Origin of the sequence: Streptococcus sp. Marseille-Q5619, assembly GCF_946901205.1 — a bacterium.
GTDB lineage: Bacteria > Bacillota > Bacilli > Lactobacillales > Streptococcaceae > Streptococcus.
In genome coordinates, this window is the sequence record NZ_CAMPPO010000006.1 from 102,807 (window position 1) to 120,147 (window position 17,341).

18 protein-coding genes and 1 pseudogene are annotated in these 17,341 nt (G+C 38.2%); 3 read left to right on the forward strand and 16 right to left on the reverse strand.

The features are described from left to right. Nucleotides 1-254 precede the first annotated feature (254 nt). The 6 genes from OC530_RS08415 to OC530_RS08440 form a co-directional block, all read right to left on the reverse strand. Nucleotides 255-1,433 (reverse strand): acetyl-CoA C-acetyltransferase, encoded by a 1,179-nt coding sequence (locus OC530_RS08415; protein WP_050242832.1) that lies wholly within the window; start codon nucleotides 1,431-1,433, stop codon nucleotides 255-257. Nucleotides 1,434-1,450: 17 nt separating this feature from the next. Next, the gene (locus OC530_RS08420) at nucleotides 1,451-2,296 is read right to left on the reverse strand and encodes a 3-hydroxybutyryl-CoA dehydrogenase (protein WP_050242833.1); all 846 of its coding nucleotides are present in this window, start codon (nucleotides 2,294-2,296) and stop codon (nucleotides 1,451-1,453) included. An 81-nt stretch (nucleotides 2,297-2,377) separates the two neighbouring features. After that, nucleotides 2,378-3,586, reverse strand: coding sequence for an acyl-CoA dehydrogenase family protein (locus OC530_RS08425; RefSeq protein WP_050242834.1), 1,209 nt, complete (start codon nucleotides 3,584-3,586; stop codon nucleotides 2,378-2,380). A gap of 508 nt (nucleotides 3,587-4,094) precedes the next feature. Then, nucleotides 4,095-4,643 (reverse strand): ribosome hibernation-promoting factor, HPF/YfiA family, encoded by a 549-nt coding sequence (gene hpf, locus OC530_RS08430; protein ID WP_050073478.1) that lies wholly within the window; start codon nucleotides 4,641-4,643, stop codon nucleotides 4,095-4,097. Nucleotides 4,644-4,722: 79 nt separating this feature from the next. Further along, nucleotides 4,723-5,385, reverse strand: coding sequence for a ComF family protein (locus OC530_RS08435; RefSeq protein WP_173218765.1), 663 nt, complete (start codon nucleotides 5,383-5,385; stop codon nucleotides 4,723-4,725). Then, nucleotides 5,382-6,680 carry a DEAD/DEAH box helicase gene (locus OC530_RS08440; RefSeq protein ID WP_173218763.1) on the reverse strand — a complete coding sequence of 433 codons (1,299 nt, stop codon included), beginning with the start codon at nucleotides 6,678-6,680 and terminating at the stop codon, nucleotides 5,382-5,384. Before OC530_RS08440 ends, OC530_RS08435 begins: the two co-directional genes overlap by 4 nt. A gap of 56 nt (nucleotides 6,681-6,736) precedes the next feature. On the opposite strand from OC530_RS08440, the gene OC530_RS08445 reads away from it, so the two are divergent. The 3 genes and pseudogenes from OC530_RS08445 to cysK all read left to right on the forward strand — a co-directional run bounded on the left by OC530_RS08445 (nucleotide 6,737) and on the right by cysK (nucleotide 8,584). Next, on the forward strand, nucleotides 6,737-7,372 hold the full coding sequence (locus tag OC530_RS08445; RefSeq protein ID WP_112444668.1) for a YigZ family protein: 636 nt from the start codon (nucleotides 6,737-6,739) through the stop codon (nucleotides 7,370-7,372). A 93-nt stretch (nucleotides 7,373-7,465) separates the two neighbouring features. Beyond that, a pseudogene (locus OC530_RS08450) lies at nucleotides 7,466-7,561 on the forward strand (PH domain-containing protein); the annotation flags it as partial. A gap of 96 nt (nucleotides 7,562-7,657) precedes the next feature. Then, a complete protein-coding gene (cysK, locus tag OC530_RS08455; RefSeq protein WP_112444666.1) occupies nucleotides 7,658-8,584 on the forward strand; it encodes a cysteine synthase A in 927 nt (308 codons plus the stop codon). 121 nt (nucleotides 8,585-8,705) lie between these two features. On the opposite strand, the gene tsf is transcribed toward cysK, so the two are convergent. From tsf to rodZ, 10 genes are all read right to left on the reverse strand, one after another. After that, entirely contained in the window at nucleotides 8,706-9,746 is a 1,041-nt protein-coding gene (gene tsf / locus OC530_RS08460; protein ID WP_000808091.1) for a translation elongation factor Ts, read from the reverse strand. Between the two features lie 78 nt (nucleotides 9,747-9,824). Further along, on the reverse strand, nucleotides 9,825-10,604 hold the full coding sequence (gene rpsB / locus OC530_RS08465) for a 30S ribosomal protein S2 (protein ID WP_000268466.1): 780 nt from the start codon (nucleotides 10,602-10,604) through the stop codon (nucleotides 9,825-9,827). A 224-nt stretch (nucleotides 10,605-10,828) separates the two neighbouring features. Further along, entirely contained in the window at nucleotides 10,829-12,007 is a 1,179-nt protein-coding gene (gene pcsB / locus OC530_RS08470) for a peptidoglycan hydrolase PcsB (protein ID WP_173212950.1), read from the reverse strand. Nucleotides 12,008-12,100: 93 nt separating this feature from the next. Next, the gene (mreD, locus tag OC530_RS08475) at nucleotides 12,101-12,595 is read right to left on the reverse strand and encodes a rod shape-determining protein MreD (RefSeq protein ID WP_061654453.1); all 495 of its coding nucleotides are present in this window, start codon (nucleotides 12,593-12,595) and stop codon (nucleotides 12,101-12,103) included. Then, nucleotides 12,595-13,413, reverse strand: a complete 819-nt coding sequence (mreC, locus tag OC530_RS08480) for a rod shape-determining protein MreC (RefSeq protein WP_173234335.1) — start codon at nucleotides 13,411-13,413, stop codon at nucleotides 12,595-12,597. Before mreC ends, mreD begins: the two co-directional genes overlap by 1 nt. 59 nt (nucleotides 13,414-13,472) lie before the next feature. Further along, nucleotides 13,473-14,267 carry an energy-coupling factor transporter transmembrane protein EcfT gene (locus OC530_RS08485; RefSeq protein WP_173234336.1) on the reverse strand — a complete coding sequence of 265 codons (795 nt, stop codon included), beginning with the start codon at nucleotides 14,265-14,267 and terminating at the stop codon, nucleotides 13,473-13,475. Next, on the reverse strand, nucleotides 14,260-15,099 hold the full coding sequence (locus OC530_RS08490; RefSeq protein ID WP_173234337.1) for an energy-coupling factor transporter ATPase: 840 nt from the start codon (nucleotides 15,097-15,099) through the stop codon (nucleotides 14,260-14,262). Before OC530_RS08490 ends, OC530_RS08485 begins: the two co-directional genes overlap by 8 nt. After that, nucleotides 15,084-15,911, reverse strand: coding sequence for an energy-coupling factor ABC transporter ATP-binding protein (locus OC530_RS08495; RefSeq protein WP_262081075.1), 828 nt, complete (start codon nucleotides 15,909-15,911; stop codon nucleotides 15,084-15,086). Before OC530_RS08495 ends, OC530_RS08490 begins: the two co-directional genes overlap by 16 nt. Next, nucleotides 15,908-16,453, reverse strand: a complete 546-nt coding sequence (gene pgsA / locus OC530_RS08500; RefSeq protein ID WP_050441171.1) for a CDP-diacylglycerol--glycerol-3-phosphate 3-phosphatidyltransferase — start codon at nucleotides 16,451-16,453, stop codon at nucleotides 15,908-15,910. The genes OC530_RS08495 and pgsA overlap by 4 nt, the downstream gene beginning before the upstream one ends. Before the next feature lie 10 nt (nucleotides 16,454-16,463). After that, nucleotides 16,464-17,306 (reverse strand): cytoskeleton protein RodZ, encoded by an 843-nt coding sequence (gene rodZ / locus OC530_RS08505; RefSeq protein WP_173218759.1) that lies wholly within the window; start codon nucleotides 17,304-17,306, stop codon nucleotides 16,464-16,466. Between the last annotated feature and the right edge of the window lie 35 nt (nucleotides 17,307-17,341).

The window sequence follows — 17,341 nt, forward strand, 5'->3', positions numbered from 1 at the left end:
TTGTTTCACTTTAATATAGAAGTTACTTCTTAAACGCCTTTTCCTAACAGCTCTACTACAATTCTTATCCAGCAGACTTAGATCTTAATTTAATCTATGTTCCATGGCTGCTACTAACTTACACTATCAAAAATACCTTATCACGCAGCATCATGAAGAGCATGCGTGATAAGGTATAAGAATTATCAGTTTCCAAATAAAACTCTATTTAATAATGGTATATTAAAAGAAAGACACACGACATAAATAGTTCATTAGCGTTCAACGATAAGAGCTGTGCCCATACCGCCTCCAATACATAGAGTCGCTAATCCAGTTTTGGCATCGCGCTTCATCATCTCATGTACAAGAGTCACTAGGATACGACAACCTGAAGCCCCGATTGGATGACCAAGAGCAATAGCACCACCGTTAACATTGACAATATCTGTATTGAAACCAAGCGTTTTACCAACCGCACAAGCCTGGGCGGCAAAAGCTTCATTTGACTCAATCAAGTCAAGATCATCAACTGTCAAATTGCCTTTTTCAAGAGCCTTGCGTGTCGCATAAATCGGTCCACATCCCATAATCTTAGGATCCAAACCTGCGCTTGCATAAGAACGAATGCGAGCAATCACTGGAAGTCCTAATTCTTCAGCTTTGTCAGCACTCATGACCAAGACAGCTGCTGCTCCATCATTGATACCAGAAGCATTCCCCGCCGTAACAGAACCGTCTTTTTTGAAAACAGGACGTAACTTAGACAAGCTTTCCAAGCTGGCATCTTTTCTAGGAAATTCGTCTGTATCAAAGACAACCGGATCTCCTTTACGTTGCGGAATGACCACTGGAACAATTTCTTCTTTAAAGCGTCCAGATTCTATAGCTGCCACTGCTCTTTTTTGTGATTCTAAAGCAAGAGCATCTTGATCATCTCTGCTAATACCATATTCTTCAGCCACATTCTCAGCTGTAATCCCCATATGATATTCGTTGAAGGCATCAGACAACCCATCTTTAATCATGGTATCAACAACGTTAGAGTCTCCCATGCGTCCTCCCCAGCGGAAGTTTGGCAATACGTATGGAGCTTGACTCATATTTTCTGCCCCACCAGCTACGATAATATCAGCATCCCCACACTGAATAGCTTGAGCAGCCAATTGTACTGCCTTCAAACCTGAACCACAAACCTTATTGATAGTAAAAGCTGGTGTAAATTCAGGGAGTCCTGCATGAATACTCATTTGGCGAGCCACGTTTTGACCTAAACCTGCGCCTAGGACATTCCCCATGATCACTTCATCTACCTGCTCTGATTTAATATTCGCTTTTTCCAAAACACTCTTAATTACCAAAGAGCCCAATTCGACAGCTGAAATATTCTTCAAGCTTCCTCCAAAGGAACCCAAAGGAGTACGTACCGCCGATACAATAACTACATCTTTCATGACTACCTCCATTTTTTCTAGTAAGTAAAGAACCCTTCTTTTGACTTACGTCCCAATTTTCCAGCCTCTACCATTTTCTTCAAAAGAGGAGCAGGACGGTATTTTTGATCACCAAATCCTTGGTTCAAAACACCCATAATTGCAAGGCAAACATCCAATCCAATCAAATCGGCCAAAGCTAAGGGACCAATAGGATGATTCGCACCTAGTTTCATTGCCTCATCTATTTCTTCAGCACTAGCAACTCCTTCTCCTAAGATATAAATAGCTTCATTGATCATAGGAATCAATACACGGTTTACTACAAATCCATAAGAATCTTTAACATCAACAGGAGTTTTTCCAATTTTCTTTGTAAGTTCACGGATTTCTGCCACTACTTCATCCGAAGTCTGCAAAGCTTTAATCACTTCAACTAATTTCATCACTGGAGCAGGATTAAAAAAGTGCATTCCAATCACACGTTCTTGGTTCTTAGTTGCGGCTGCAATATCTGTGATAGATAGAGAGGAAGTATTTGATGCTAGAATTGTTTTAGAATCTGTGATTTCGTCCAATTGTTTAAATATACTGAGTTTAATATCACGATTTTCAGTCGCAGCTTCAATAACCAATTGTACATTTTTCGCGTCTTCGTATGAAGTAGAAGGAATTAAATTGGCAACCACTTTGTCTTTCTCATCTGCAGATAGACGTCCTTTTTCAACCGAACGTTCCAACTGTTTTGTTATGTTGTTCAATCCTCGTTGAACAAATTCTTCTTTGATATCATTCAAATAAACCGTAAATCCAGCTTGAGCAAATACTTGAGCAATACCACTTCCCATCTGACCAGAGCCAATTATCATTACATTTGAGATCATTTTTTCTCCTTTTTATTCTAAGTAAATCACATTATGAAGCAAGGACGATTGAAAACAAACCCTTCAATCGTCCTAGTTCTATTAAACAAATGCACCCAATCCAGTAATTTCACGACCTACAATCAAAGCATTGACTTCGTGCGAACCTTCATAAGTATAGATTGATTCCGCATCTGCAAAGAATCGTGCCACATCTGTTTCCAAAGTAATACCATTACCACCACATGTTTCACGCGCAAGAGCTACTGTTTCACGCATTACTAAGGAGTTATGCATTTTCGCTAGAGCAGAATTGAGCATCAACTCATTACCCTCTTCCTGCATTTCAGCAATACGAGTTGAGTAAGCAAGAGCTGCTACAGCATTAGCTTGCATTCTAGCTAATTTTTCTTGAACAATTTGGAATTTGGCAATCGGACGCTTAAACTGTTGACGATCTTTTGCATATTTAAGAGCTGCCACATATGAACCACATGTTACTCCCATAGCAATATGCGCTACATCGGCACGAGTAAATGTTAGAATACGTGCTACATCTCCAAATCCATTGATGTTAACCAAACGATCTGAGTCTGGAACTTCTACATTCTTCATTGTAATATGACCATTGCGGATACAACGCAGTGCAATCTTATGTGGAATAGGCTCTGCATGGTAGCCAGGGGCACCTTTACGGACAATAAAACATTTCACCTTACCGTCTGCCACATCACGAGCAAATACAGGAACAACATCTGCTGTATCTGAACCACCAACCCAACGCTTTTCTCCGTTCAAAATCCACTTATCTCCAACACGCTCAGCAGTTGTTGATAGACCACCAGCGATATCCGAACCAGAAAGCGGTTCTGTTAAGGCAAAACATCCTTGCCAGTCAAATGAAGCCAACTTAGGAAGAAATTCTTTCTGTTGTCTTTCATCCCCACCCAATAAAATAGTGTTATAGCAAAGTCCCCCATGAACTGTGTAGAAAGTTGCGATTGAAGCATCGAAGCGAGCTAGTTCTAGATATAAAAAGGTAATATACAATTCAGATGGTTTATAGCTTCCTTCACGACCTTCAAACAATTTTGGATTGTTCATGATTTGAGCACCCTTAGCGACAGCATAAAATTCTTCAAATGGGAAATCAGGTTTTTCCCAGTATTCGTTGATAACTGGACGTAGATGTTTTTCAATCAAACGACGAGTTTCTTGTAGTACTTCAGCTTCCCCTAATGTTAAACCATCAGCGTAATGAAAAAGATCCTCAGGATATAGTTCACGTAAAATTTCTTGTTTTGTTGCCATAGTTATGACTCCTTCTTTTATTTTAAGAACGCTTACATTTTATTGCTCGCTATTTGTTGACAAATCCATTCTATCTCTTCAACTAGTATTTTGTCTACTTAATAAAAATGAATAGAGCTATAAGTTAGATTTATAGATAGTTCTTCCACTTACTTTTTAAGAATTTATCCATAGAGACAAGCCATCTCTCTTATATGGGCAATAACTTTTTCTTCCAAACTTCCATTCTACAATCTACACACCCTCTAAATAGATATCTATTATTCCTCATAGCTACTTGTATTACAAAAGACAAAATAGATAAAAAATACTTAAACTAAACACAGTCGCTTTATATAGAGAAATAAAATCTAAACAAATTGACTAGGAAATTCAATCCAATTACTAGCAATATTTTAGCACCTAAGACGTTCAACTCTAATTTCAATTAGCTACACAAACTCCCTCTTCCTTGAAATATAAAAAGTGATTTACCCGAAAGTAAACCACTTTTTATATTTCATTTTTCTTAAGATTCTTTAACCTCTAACAAACCAATCTCGCCATCCTCACGACGATAAATCACATTGGTTGTCTGATCTTCAACATCCACATAAATAAAGAAATCATGTCCTAACAAATCCATTTGTAGAATAGCTTCTTCCAAATCCATTGGTTTTAAATCAATTTGTTTTGAACGAACAACTTTAGACTGGACAACATTTGAATCTTCCACCAAAGCATCTGTAAATAATTGACTAGTTGCTACCTTATTTTTATTTTTACGCTCGATTTTTGTTTTGTTTTTACGAATCTGACGTTCAATTTTATCAGTTACAAGGTCAATTGAACCATACATATCTTGAGATACATCTTCTGCACGAAGAGTAATAGAGCCAAGCGGAATCGTTACTTCCACTTTAGCAGTTTTTTCACGATAAACTTTTAAGTTAATTCGGGCATCCAACTCTTGTTCTGGCTGGAAGTACTTTTCGATCTTTTCGAGTTTAGAAACTACATAATCACGAATTGCTTCTGTTACTTCTAGGTTTTCACCACGGATACTATATTTAATCATATGAGTACCTTCTTTCTAAACATTTTTGTTTTTATGATTTTATTATAACGCTTTCATTCTATTTTTGCAAATTTTTTCCTCATCTTACAAGGGAAAATGTTTTTACATCCTCAGCACCAGCTTCTTCCAGCAGTTTCTTCACACGATTTATAGTTGTTCCTGTAGTATAGATATCATCTATAAGTAGGATTTTCTTAGGAATGCGGACTCCACTTTTAATAAAGAAAGGAAGTTCTGTCGCCAAGCGCTCTGAACGACTTTTAGAAGAACTGGCTCGTTCTTCTCTTTTCTCTAACAAATCCAGGTACTTAAATCCTGCTGCATTGACCAAGCCCTCAACCTGATTAAATCCTCTATCAGCATATCTCTCCTTACTTAATGGAATGACTACAAATTGGTACTCTTTGTACTTTTTCAACTCCTCACTTAAAAATGAAGAAAAAACTTTTCTTAAAAGGAAGTCTCCATCAAATTTATATCGACTAAAAAAATCCTTCATAGCTTGATTGTAAGTGAAAATCGCTCTATGACTGACCTCAACTCCTTCTTTACACCAAAATTGACAATCTTGACACTTTGTTGACAATCCTATTTTCATACAGTTTGGACAGTACTCTTCTCCAATTCTCTCAAAAGTAGAATCACAATCTAAACAAAGACAGGAGGCATCATTCTTCATAAGTAAGAGACTACTAAAAGTTAAAACAGTCTTCATAGTCTGCTCACATAACAAGCACTTCATAGACCAGCCTCCTTATTCATCATCTGAATTTCCTTAATCGCCTTCTTGATTGAATCATTTAACCCATCATGGAAGAAAAGCAAATCTCCTGTCGGTCTATCCATGCTTCGTCCAACTCGTCCACCAATTTGAATCAAACTAGACTTGGTAAACAAACGATGATTGGCCTCTACTACGAAAACATCAACACAAGGGAAGGTAACTCCACGCTCCAAGATTGTCGTACTGATAAGTATTGTCAGTTCTCCATCTCGAAAAGCTTGTACCTGCTCTAATCGATCCTCTGTTACAGAAGATACAAAGCCAATTTTCTCATTTGGAAATTGCTCCTGTAAGATTTCTTTTAATTGCTCCCCTTTCTTAATTTCTGAAGCAAAAATGAGTAACGGATAAGCTGTCTTTCTCTGCTTCTCAATATAGGACTTTAACTTTGGTGACAACCGATTTTTCTCTAAACAGTGATTAAAATCCGATAACCAGACAGGTTTAGGAATAATCAACGGATTTCCATGAAACCGTCTTGGCAAACTCAATCGTTTTAGTTCTCCTATGCGAACCTTCCTATCTAACTCATCGGTCGAAGTCGCTGTTAAAAAGATTCTCAATCCATTCTCCTTTACACTATTCTTGACAGCGTGGTAAAGCGTGGGATTGTCAACATAAGGAAAAGCATCTACTTCATCCACTATCAGCAAATCAAAAGCTTGATAAAACTTCAATAACTGATGGGTCGTCGCAACAACTAGTGGTGTTCGAAAATAAGGTTCCGATTCTCCATGTAGCAAAGCTATTCCGCAAGAAAAATCCTGTTGCAGGCGCTTATACAGCTCCAAACAAACATCTATGCGAGGACTAGCCAAACACACTGCACCACCTCCATTAATCACTTTAGCCACTACTTGATAAATCATTTCTGTCTTTCCAGCTCCTGTTACCGCATGAACTAAGGTTGGCTCCTGCTTGTCTACTGCTTGAATCAGTCCCTCTGACACCTTCTCTTGAAAAGGAGTTAATTGACCACGCCATTTAAGAACATCTTGCTTCGGAAAATCCTCCTGTGGAAAATAGTATAAAGCTTGATCACTCCTGACTCGCTTCATCAGTAAACACTCCCTACAATAGTAAGCACCGATGGGCAAATACCATTCATCTAAAATAGCACTATTACAACGTTGACAGAAAAGTTTCCCTTTCTCCTTTCTCATTGCTGGAAGTTTCTCCGCCAACTGACGTTCTTCTTCTGTTAATTCATTCTCCGTAAACAAACGACCGAGATAATTTGGATTTACTTTCATACTTCTTTATTCGTAAAAACCTAGCGCTTTAGATGATTTTTTAGTACAATTAAATCATGGAATTTAGAACAATTAAAGAGGACGGTCAAGTCCAAGAAGAAATCAAAAAATCCCGCTTTATCTGTCATGCCAAGCGTGTTTATAGCGAAGAAGAGGCTCGTGACTTCATTACTGCTATCAAAAAAGAACACTACAAAGCTACGCATAACTGCTCTGCATTTATTATTGGGGAACGTAGTGAAATCAAACGTACAAGTGATGATGGCGAGCCTAGTGGCACTGCTGGTGTTCCCATGCTTGGGGTACTAGAAAATCACAATCTCACCAATGTCTGTGTGGTCGTGACACGCTACTTTGGTGGTATTAAACTAGGCGCTGGAGGACTAATTCGTGCGTACGCAGGCAGTGTTGCCTTAGCCGTCAAAGAAATTGGCATCATTGAAATAAAGGAACAAGCTGGCATTGCTATTCAAATATCTTACGCTCAGTACCAAGAGTACAGTAACTTCCTTAAAGAACATAATCTCATGGAGCTAGATACAAATTTTACAGATCAAGTCGATACGATGATTTATGTTGATAAAGAAGAAAAAGAAACTATTAAAGCTGCACTGGTGGAGTTTTTTAATGGAAAAGTCACTTTAACTGATCAAGGTTTACGCGAAGTTGAGGTTCCTGTAAACCTAGTGTAAACAATAGATAATACAGTGTTTCACTGATATTTTCACCGCTACTTTAATTAGCAACATAAAAAGGTTCTTGCCAAGAGTTACTAGAAAATGAAGCAATTCAAAAAGAAAACTGATAACTTTCTTCTTTACACCTATTTACTAAAATTAACTTATCACAATCGCTTAAAAATTAATGGCTTAGACCTGTGATATAAAAAAATCCTATCACTTCGATAGGATTTCTATATTTTACAAATGGTATAGATAGCGTTATACTAGATATATCTTATACAAAGAGGTATTCATATGTCTATTTATAACAACATTACTGAACTAATCGGTCAAACTCCGATTGTTAAACTAAACAACATTGTGCCAGAAGGTGCTGCAGATGTCTATGTAAAACTTGAAGCATTTAACCCTGGTTCTTCTGTAAAAGACCGTATTGCTCTTAGCATGATTGAAAAAGCTGAACAAGACGGTATTCTGAAACCTGGTTCTACTATTGTTGAAGCAACAAGTGGAAACACTGGTATTGGACTTTCATGGGTAGGGGCTGCTAAAGGGTATAAAGTTGTTATCGTTATGCCTGAAACTATGAGTGTGGAACGACGTAAGATTATCCAAGCTTATGGTGCTGAACTCGTCCTAACTCCTGGTAGCGAGGGAATGAAAGGTGCTATTGCTAAGGCTCAAGAAATCGCTGCTGAACGTGATGGTTTCCTTCCTCTTCAATTTGACAACCCAGCTAATCCAGAAGTACACGAAAGAACAACAGGAGCTGAGATACTAGCTGCTTTCGGTAAAGATGGATTAGATGCCTTTGTTGCTGGGGTTGGTACCGGTGGAACAATTTCTGGTGTTTCTCATGCACTCAAATCAGCAAATTCAAACATTCAAGTTTATGCAGTGGAAGCTGATGAATCTGCTATTCTATCTGGTGAAAAACCTGGTCCTCACAAAATTCAAGGTATCTCAGCTGGATTTATTCCTGATACACTTGATACAAACGCCTATGATGGTATTGTTCGTGTAACATCAGATGATGCTCTTGCACTCGGACGTGAAATTGGTGGAAAAGAAGGCTTCCTTGTAGGGATTTCTTCAGCTGCAGCTATCTACGGAGCCATCGAAATTGCCAAAAAATTAGGTTCAGGTAAAAAAGTCCTTGCTCTAGCACCAGATAACGGTGAACGTTATCTCTCTACAGCACTCTATGAATTTGAAGTTTAGTCTCCTAAATACAATTGGCCCTTATTATAGGGCTTTTTATTTTTACCTTGAAAATAGGAAGTTCTCCCTATAAGGATCGACTGCATAGAAAAAAGGAAGCAAATTTACTTCCTTTCTATAATTAGTTATTCAAGGCTGCTGCCATTGTAGCTGCAACTTCAGCTTCAAAGTCGTTTGCAGCTTTCTCAATACCTTCACCAACTTCAAAGCGAGCGAACTCAACTACTGAAGCGTTAACTGATTCAAGATATGCTTCAACTGTCTTGCTGTCATCCATGATGTAAACTTGTGCAAGAAGTGTGTAAGCTTGGTCAACTTTAGTATTGTCAAGCATGAAGCGATCCATTTTACCTGGGATGATTTTGTCCCAGATTTTTTCTGGTTTGCCTTCTGCAGCCAACTCAGCTTTGATGTCAGCTTCAGCTTGAGCAATAACATCATCAGTCAATTGAGCTTTTGATCCATATTTCAAGTGTGGGAGAGCTGGTTTGTTAACCATTGCACGGCTTTCGTTATCTTGGTCGATAACGTGGTTCAATTGTGCCAACTCATCTTTAACAAATTGCTCATCCAATTCTTTGTATGAAAGAACTGTTGGTTTCATAGCAGCAATGTGCATTGAAATTTGTTTAGCAAGTGCTTCGTCTCCACCTTCGATTACAGAGATAACACCGATACGTCCACCGTTGTGTTGGTATGCTCCGAAGTGTTGTGCATCTGTTTTTTCAATCAAAGCAAAGCGACGGAATGAGATTTTTTCTCCGATAGTCGCTGTTGCAGATACGTATGCAGCTTCAAGAGTTTCACCTGAAGGCATAGTCAAAGCAAGTGCTTCCTCATTATTAGCTGGTTTTCCTTCAACGATTGCTTTAGCTGTTGCGTTTACCAACTCAACAAATTGAGCGTTTTTCGCAACGAAGTCAGTTTCAGCATTTACTTCAACAACTGCTGCAATGTTACCGTCAACATAAACACCAGTCAAACCTTCTGCAGCAACACGGTCAGCTTTCTTAGCTGCTTTTGCCATACCTTTTTCGCGAAGCAATTCAATCGCTTTTTCGATATCGCCTTCCACTTCAACCAATGCTTTTTTAGCGTCCATAACACCGGCACCAGATTTTTCACGCAACTCTTTTACAAGTTTAGCTGTAATTTCTGCCATTTTTATTCTCCTATATTTTTTAAAAATAGGAGAGCCGGGCTAAGCCCCGCCCTCCTAGGTAATTACTATTTATATGAATTAAGCGTTGTCGCCTTCTACAACTTCAACGATTTCTTCAATTGAATCTGCTTGAGTTTCTGAAGCTGCAAATTCTGCTTCAACCGCTACTGCATCTTCACCTTGACGTCCTTCAATGATAGCGTCAGCCAATTTAGCTGTGATCAATTTAACAGCGCGGATAGCATCATCGTTAGCTGGGATGATTACATCGATATCATCTGGATCAGTGTTTGTGTCAACCATCGCTACAACTGGGATTCCCAATTTCTTAGCTTCTTTAACAGCGATTTGCTCTTTATGTGGGTCAACTACGTACATCACATCTGGAATACGAGGCATATCTTCGATACCACCCAAGAATTTTTCAAGACGTGCACGTTGTTTGTTAAGAAGTGCAACTTCTTTCTTAGGAAGAACTTCAAAAGTTCCATCTTCTTCCATACGTTTGATTTCTTTCAAACGAGCGATACGTTTTTGGATTGTTCCCCAGTTTGTAAGAGTTCCACCCAACCAACGGTGGTTGATGAAGTATTGACCTGAACGTACTGCTTCTTCAGCAACTGCATCAGCTGCTTGTTTCTTAGTACCAACAAACAATACAACTGCATCGTTAGCTGCTGCATCACGCATGAAGTCGTATGCTTGGTCAGCGTATTTTACAGTTTGTTGCAAGTCGATAACGTGGATTCCGTTACGCTCTGTAAAGATGTATTTAGCCATCTTAGGGTTCCAGCGACGAGTTTGGTGACCAAAGTGTACACCAGCCTCAAGAAGTTGTTTCATTGAAATTACTGCCATGAGTATTTCTCCTTTTTGTTTTTTTCCTCTTCTTGACTTCAACTCGCAAAACGACCCAAGGGCAACTGCTTCACAATTCATCAAGAATGAGTATTATCGTTCACACGACAATTTTTATTCTACCATACTTTTTCGATATTTTCAAGCTATTTTGATGGGATTTTTAATCGTTATTGTCCCTGGTAAAAACTGAAAAAGAGGGCTCTATTCGAGTCCCTCTGTAATTAGTCTGCATAAATATATGTCACAAAACCTTCAGAAGTCGTTGTTGGATTAAACCATCCACGGTGGTTTCCAAGTGTGCGATTACCTGCATAGTTTGATTCTGATACTTGGATACGTGTTGTTGATTCAACAGCTGTAACAACCGCTACGTGTCCATATCCACCATCGTTCCAACATGCAATTGCTCCAACTTGAGGTGTCGATCCTGTACGGAATCCTGCTGCTGCTGCACTTGTAGCCCACTGTGCTCCATTACCCCAATAGTCTCCAGCCCAAGGTGCTAATGTTTTAACTCCCCAGGTACATTCTCCAATTGGATAAGTTGAGGCATCCGTGTTATATGTTGGACGTACTTTAGCCTGAACAGGTGCTACTGCAGATTCAGATACTGCTTGTACCTGTGCTGTTAGGTTTGTATTACCTGAAGCAAGTACTGATTGTTGTTGGCTAGCTTGTTTTTCTTTATAAGCTGCTTCTGCTGCCGCAGCTGCACGTGCCTCTGCCTCAGCTGCTGCTTTTTGTTCCAATAGACTTGCTTTTTCCCCTTCAGCTGTCGCTTTCTCAGCAGCAAGACTCAATTCAGCAGCTTTTAGTTCTGCCTGTTTAGTAGTCAATGCTTGAGCATCATCTGCCAATTTTTGTTGATTAGCAATTACAGTATTGATTGCTTCATTGTTTGCTACTTGTTTTTCAGAAATAGCTTTTTTATCTGCCTTTTGTTGTTCCAACATTTTGTTGTTGGCAGATACGATTTCACTCATTGCAGCAACACGTGAAATAGCTTCTGTAATTGATTTTGAGTTTACAATGGTATTGATATAGCTAGTTGCGGCTCCATTTGTTTGAGCACTACGAGCTTGTTTTTCCAAAGATTGGTTACGAGAAACAATGTTTTTAGAAAGTTCTGTAATCTCACCCTCGAGTTTCTTAGATTCTGCTTGTAATCTATCATTTTCAGATTGCAAGTTAGATTGCTCTGCTTGAATAGCAGATACTTGCTCCTGAATTTGATCAACTTGTTTTTGTGCTTCTTCTTGTTGTGCTGTTAAGTTACTAATTTTATTATCTTGAGCAGCAATTTTGTCATCAGTCGTTTCTGCATGGGCAGTCGTCAATACTGCTGCCTGGGAAACCATTACTGTACTTAATAAAAGCGAGGCTAAGATTTTTTTCTTCATGGTTAATAAATACTCCTTCTGTTTAAGACAATACTAGTATACCAAAAAAAACTCCAATAAATATTACGCCTTTGTTACATTTATATGTCGTTCTTATAGATAATATTTTTCAAAAATAAATTGAAAAACAGTAATCCATAAAAAATTTAAAATCATCGTCGGTACCAAGCTATAGACTATAAAAATCGACATGTTATCCACTGTCAGCCCTACCATAAAAGCCAAAAGATAACTACCCATTTCAAACAGGAAGGTCAGGACAATCATAGAGAGCATTCGTGTCCAACGATTCAACAAAATAACACTATTCAATTTATGAAGAAACGCTCCCAATAAGATAAATAAGAGAGTTGCAATCCCTATTAGATGGAAAAAGTAAACATCGTAAACCAAGCCTATCACAAAACAATAGACTAGGTAGAGATACTCTGATACTTCTATCGTCTCAAATAATAGAAATAGAAATAGAAAATGACTAGCCAAATGTACATGGGGGAAAAATGAGCCCAGAAGCTGGCTAATATGGGCGTCAATTAGAACAAAGAAAGGAAGCAATAAAAACACTCCAACCCGCTTCAACTGTCTCATTATGAATTCCCCACTAATTCTATCACATCCACATTATGAGTATCTGCACTCAATTTAACAGTTACTTCTCGTGTCAAATAGTCTGTACTATGCGTTGTGGCAACCACTTCACCAACAGGAATATCCGTAACGTTAAAGTTTCCTAATCCACCCGTTGTCACCTTATCGCCTGTACTAATATCGCTATTACTATTTAATTGACTAATTTTAAGAACTTCATTTTCCTTGTCGTAGCCAACAATAATTCCATAAATTGTGGTAGTGCCGTGTTGAATTTTAACAGAAATCTTATCAGTATTTTCCGTATTTGTCAGAAGGTTGACTATAGTAGAGTTCTCCTCTACTTTTGAAACACTCCCAATCAAGCCACCATTTGCAATAGCTAACATATTCTCAGAAGCCCCTTTTGATTTCCCTGCATCTAAAGTCAACTCCTGCTTCCAAGATACCGGAGAACGCATAATAACATCTGCTGCCAAAGTCTTTGTAGCTTGCAACTTGGACTTCATATCAAGCAATTGGCGCAATTGTTCATTTTCTGTCTTTAAAGTTTCCGCCTCATTTGATTTGACTTCTAACTGGTAAATCTGTTTCTTCAAACTTTCATTTTCATTATATGTTCGTGTCAAATGAGCCAAATCTGATTTGACAGAATCAAACCACTGAAAAGGTTTTTGTACAACCCTATCAACCAATGAGATTCCATCTCCTAATTTTGTCACAATTGTACTTGAATAAGTCGTCGCTAAGAGAGCTGAGACAAGCAGAACAGTGACAAAAACAATAATGACATATTTTGATTTTTTAAAACGGTTCATATCCCTACCTTTATATCAAGAACTGTTACAGTAACTTTTTTATCAATTCCTGAAAGCTACTAAGATTTTAAGAAAAATAAGCAACAACCAAGTACGAGAATAACAAGAATGGTCAGCGTATCCTTTCGAGTCCATTTCAATTGTCGGTATTGACTTCTACCTTTTCCACCCTGATAACCACGCGCTTCCATGGCGATAGCCAAGGAATCTGCACGTTTTAAACTTGTCGCAAAAAGAGGAATCAAAATGGGAATCATCGCCTTTACTTTTTGAACGATGCTTCCTTCACCAAAATCCACTCCACGTGCTTTCTGCGCATTCATAATCCGCGTCGTATCATCCATCAATGTTGGAACAAAACGTAGACTCATGGACAGCATCAATCCAATTTCATGAACTGGAACTTTCACACGCTTTAAAGGCGCTAACAAAGCTTCTACAGCTGAGGCCAAACTTAAGGGCATGGTTGTTAAGGTTAACAAAGTTGAAAAGAAAATAATCAATACGAAGCGACAAAAAATAATCCCAGCTTGTTGCAAAGCATAATCCGTGATTCTCACAAACGAAAACTCAAATAAAACATTCCCATTAGAAATGAAAAAAAGTTGAAAAATAGTTGTGAAGGCAATCAAGAAAAACATAGATTTCAAGCCCTGAATAAAAAATGAAAGAGATACTCCTGACAAGGCAATAAATATCCCTGTCACTATGAAAAGAATTAGATTCGTCAAAGGGTTATTAGCCCAAAACACAATCAAAATCAGTAGCATCATAGCAAGTAATTTGCTACGTGGATCCAATCGGTGAACAATCGAATCCCCTGGGATATAACGCCCCAAAATCATACTATCCATTTAGCGACTCCTTGAACTCCTCTATCTTAATCGGTAATCGTTTAAATGACACACCTCTATCAGCCAATCGTTTACAAAAGGCCGTAATTTTAGGTACTCCCAACTGCACTTCTTCCATAAAGACAACATCTTGAAAGACGTCACTCGGTTTACCATACTTAACTAAACGTCCCTTTTCCATTACATAGACTTGATTCGCATATTCAGCAACATCATCCATCAAATGCGTTACCAAGACAATGGTCATCCCTGACTGGTGGAGTTTTTTGAACAAGTTCATCAACTCTTTTCTTCCCAGAGGATCCAGACCTGCTGTGGGTTCATCTAAGACTAATATAGCTGGCTCCATTGCAAGTATACCTGCAATGGCAACACGTCTCATTTGTCCACCTGATAGCTCAAACGGGCTACGATCAAAAAGTGATTCATCAATTCCAACCAAAGCCAGTTTCTCACGTGCAATCTGCTCCGCATCTTCTTCAGAAACTCCAAAATTTTGCGGTCCAAAAGCAACGTCTTTCAAAACCGTTTCTTCAAAAATCTGATTTTCAGCAAACTGAAATACCAAGCCAACCTGTTTTCTAATTTGACGAATATCTTTATTTTTAGAAGTCGAGGTGATTAAGGTATCAAAAACCCTCACACTCCCTTGACTTGGCACCAATAAACCATTTAAGAGTTGTAAAATAGTTGATTTACCACTACCTGTGTGCCCAATTAAAGCCGTATAAGAACCATCTTCAATCGTCAAAGAAACATCCGACAAAGCTGTTGAAGCTAAGGGAGTCCCTTCTTGATATGTAAAATTCACATTTTCTAGAGCAATTCCCATAGCTTATCCTCTAGCTCACTTTCTGTCAAATAATTTTCAGGTAAATCATAGCCATTCTGGCTCAAAGATTTTTTTAATTGATTAGCAAAAGGATCGTCTAATCCAATTTGATCCAAATCATTTCGAGAGAAAAGATCTCTTGGACTATTAGTTGATTCAATTTCCCCTTTTTTCATGACCAACACACGATCACTCATGGCAACTTCTTCCAAATCATGTGTAATGGAAATGACCGTCATATCATAGTCTTTCCGAATTCCTTTTACTGTCTCAATCAGTTCTCTACGTCCCTCAGGATCCAACATACTTGTTGCTTCATCTAAGATTAAAATAGCTGGTCTTAGGGCTACAACACCTGCAATGGCCACACGTTGCTTTTGGCCACCTGATAGACGCGCCGGCTCTCTCTTTTTAAAGTCCAACATGCCAACCAAATCCAGAGCTTCCTCCACTCTCTTTTTCATTTCTTGACGAGAAAGGCCCTGATTTTCCAAACCAAAGGCAACATCATCTTCAACAGTCGCTCCAACAAATTGATTGTCTGGATTTTGAAAAACCATACCGATTTGACGCCGTATGCTCCAAACATTTTCCTCAGTCAACCGTTGGCCATTGATTACAATATCTCCAGATTCTGCTTCCAGTAAGCCATCAATTAATCGTACAGTCGTTGATTTACCACTACCATTGTGCCCTACAATCGAAAGCCATTCTCCACGTTTCACGTGAAACGTAATATCCTTCACATCGTAGTATTTCTGATTTTCTTTATAGCGAAAAGAAAGATTTTTTACATCAATTATTGATTTCATTTCGAACCAAATGTCCCTTTAAATACATAGGCACTACCCTTGAAATAATCATAGCCAGAGTAGATAGTGAAAAACAAGGCCACATAAAGTAGAACTTGACCAAGCAAAGTCCAATGTAATAGCAAGAAAATAATCGCAAACATCTGACTAAAAGTTTTAATTTTTCCAGGCATTGCCGCTGCTAAAACTGTTCCACCAGTTTCAACCAATAAAAGCCTTAAACCTGTCACAGCCAACTCACGACAGATAATTACTGCAACAATCCAAGCTGGAGCCATACCTAACTCAATCAGCATAATAAAAGCCGACATAACTAGTAACTTATCCGCCATAGGATCTGCAAATTTACCAAAATTACTGACCACATTCCATTTACGTGCTAAATATCCATCTAAATAGTCGGTAATACTGGCAACAGCAAAGATAATAGCTGCCACTATATGACTCTCTATCGAATTTCCTACTGTTAAAATAAAGATAAAAATAGGTATAAAGAGAATTCGACCTATTGTTAAGAGATTGGGAATTTGTTCTTTTTTCATTCGTTTTTCCTTAATTTTTAGTAAAGGTTACAGTGATTTGTCCAGTCTGCGCTGTTAACTTCGATAAATCAACAGTCTGATTATCTACTGTCAAAGTAACACCTTTTACAACACCTAACGTAATTGTTACAGGATTTTTTGTTGCAACTGTTGCTTCTGCACTTTTATTATCCGGTGATAAGGTTACACCGCCCTCAAGTTCGCTTTCTGAAACGCTGATCCAACTTGTAACATCTGAAACTGCCAATTGCAATTTAACTGTTTCCTTACTTGTCTTATAAGCGATTTCTACATGATTTCCTTCACCTGACACACTTATAGCTGATTCTACACTAGAAGAACTGCTAGATGAACTACTACTTGAAGAGTGGGGAACAGAGCTAGTTGAACTTATTGAACTTGTTGATTGAACCACACTGTAATTAGAAAGAGAAGCCCCCTCTGGTTGAGTTTGAATATAGTTCCAAACATAATAGGTCACAAAAATTAAAATCGATAAAGCAAAAAGGATAAAATAGAATAAAGGTAAAAATGATGTTTTTTTCTTCTTTTTCTTACTTGAACGTCTACGACCTGTCAACTCGTCTTCATCAACATCTACTTCCTCATAAGTAATCATACTCCCAGAATCATAAGCATCCAAAACAATTTGGTCATCTAACTCAACAGCCCATGCATATTTTCTCAAGAAAGAACGCGTGTAAAAAGGACTTGGAAGTTGATCGAAATCGTCTGCTTCCATTGCTTCCAACATATCTAACTGGATTTCTGTTTTTTTCTGCAATTCATCTAAACTCAATCCCTGATTGATTCTAGCTAATCGTAAAACCTCTCCAATTGTTTTTTTTCTCATACTTGTCATCCCTTCTTTCTAGTGTCTATTATGAT

Coding starts and splice junctions, on each gene's coding strand:
- rpsB (WP_000268466.1), bottom strand. CDS start 10,604: ATGGCAGTAATTTCAATGAAACAACTTCTTGAGGCTGGTGTACACTTT.
- tsf (WP_000808091.1), bottom strand. CDS start 9,746: ATGGCAGAAATTACAGCTAAACTTGTAAAAGAGTTGCGTGAAAAATCT.
- OC530_RS08435 (WP_173218765.1), bottom strand. CDS start 5,385: ATGAAGTGCTTGTTATGTGAGCAGACTATGAAGACTGTTTTAACTTTT.
- pcsB (WP_173212950.1), bottom strand. CDS start 12,007: ATGAAGAAAAAAATCTTAGCCTCGCTTTTATTAAGTACAGTAATGGTT.
- mreD (WP_061654453.1), bottom strand. CDS start 12,595: ATGAGACAGTTGAAGCGGGTTGGAGTGTTTTTATTGCTTCCTTTCTTT.
- OC530_RS08425 (WP_050242834.1), bottom strand. CDS start 3,586: ATGGCAACAAAACAAGAAATTTTACGTGAACTATATCCTGAGGATCTT.
- OC530_RS08420 (WP_050242833.1), bottom strand. CDS start 2,296: ATGATCTCAAATGTAATGATAATTGGCTCTGGTCAGATGGGAAGTGGT.
- OC530_RS08495 (WP_262081075.1), bottom strand. CDS start 15,911: ATGAAATCAATAATTGATGTAAAAAATCTTTCTTTTCGCTATAAAGAA.
- OC530_RS08440 (WP_173218763.1), bottom strand. CDS start 6,680: ATGAAAGTAAATCCAAATTATCTCGGTCGTTTGTTTACGGAGAATGAA.
- pgsA (WP_050441171.1), bottom strand. CDS start 16,453: ATGAAAAAAGAACAAATTCCCAATCTCTTAACAATAGGTCGAATTCTC.
- OC530_RS08485 (WP_173234336.1), bottom strand. CDS start 14,267: ATGGATAGTATGATTTTGGGGCGTTATATCCCAGGGGATTCGATTGTT.
- mreC (WP_173234335.1), bottom strand. CDS start 13,413: ATGAACCGTTTTAAAAAATCAAAATATGTCATTATTGTTTTTGTCACT.
- OC530_RS08415 (WP_050242832.1), bottom strand. CDS start 1,433: ATGAAAGATGTAGTTATTGTATCGGCGGTACGTACTCCTTTGGGTTCC.
- hpf (WP_050073478.1), bottom strand. CDS start 4,643: ATGATTAAATATAGTATCCGTGGTGAAAACCTAGAAGTAACAGAAGCA.
- OC530_RS08445 (WP_112444668.1), top strand. CDS start 6,737: ATGGAATTTAGAACAATTAAAGAGGACGGTCAAGTCCAAGAAGAAATC.
- cysK (WP_112444666.1), top strand. CDS start 7,658: ATGTCTATTTATAACAACATTACTGAACTAATCGGTCAAACTCCGATT.
- rodZ (WP_173218759.1), bottom strand. CDS start 17,306: ATGAGAAAAAAAACAATTGGAGAGGTTTTACGATTAGCTAGAATCAAT.
- OC530_RS08490 (WP_173234337.1), bottom strand. CDS start 15,099: ATGGGAATTGCTCTAGAAAATGTGAATTTTACATATCAAGAAGGGACT.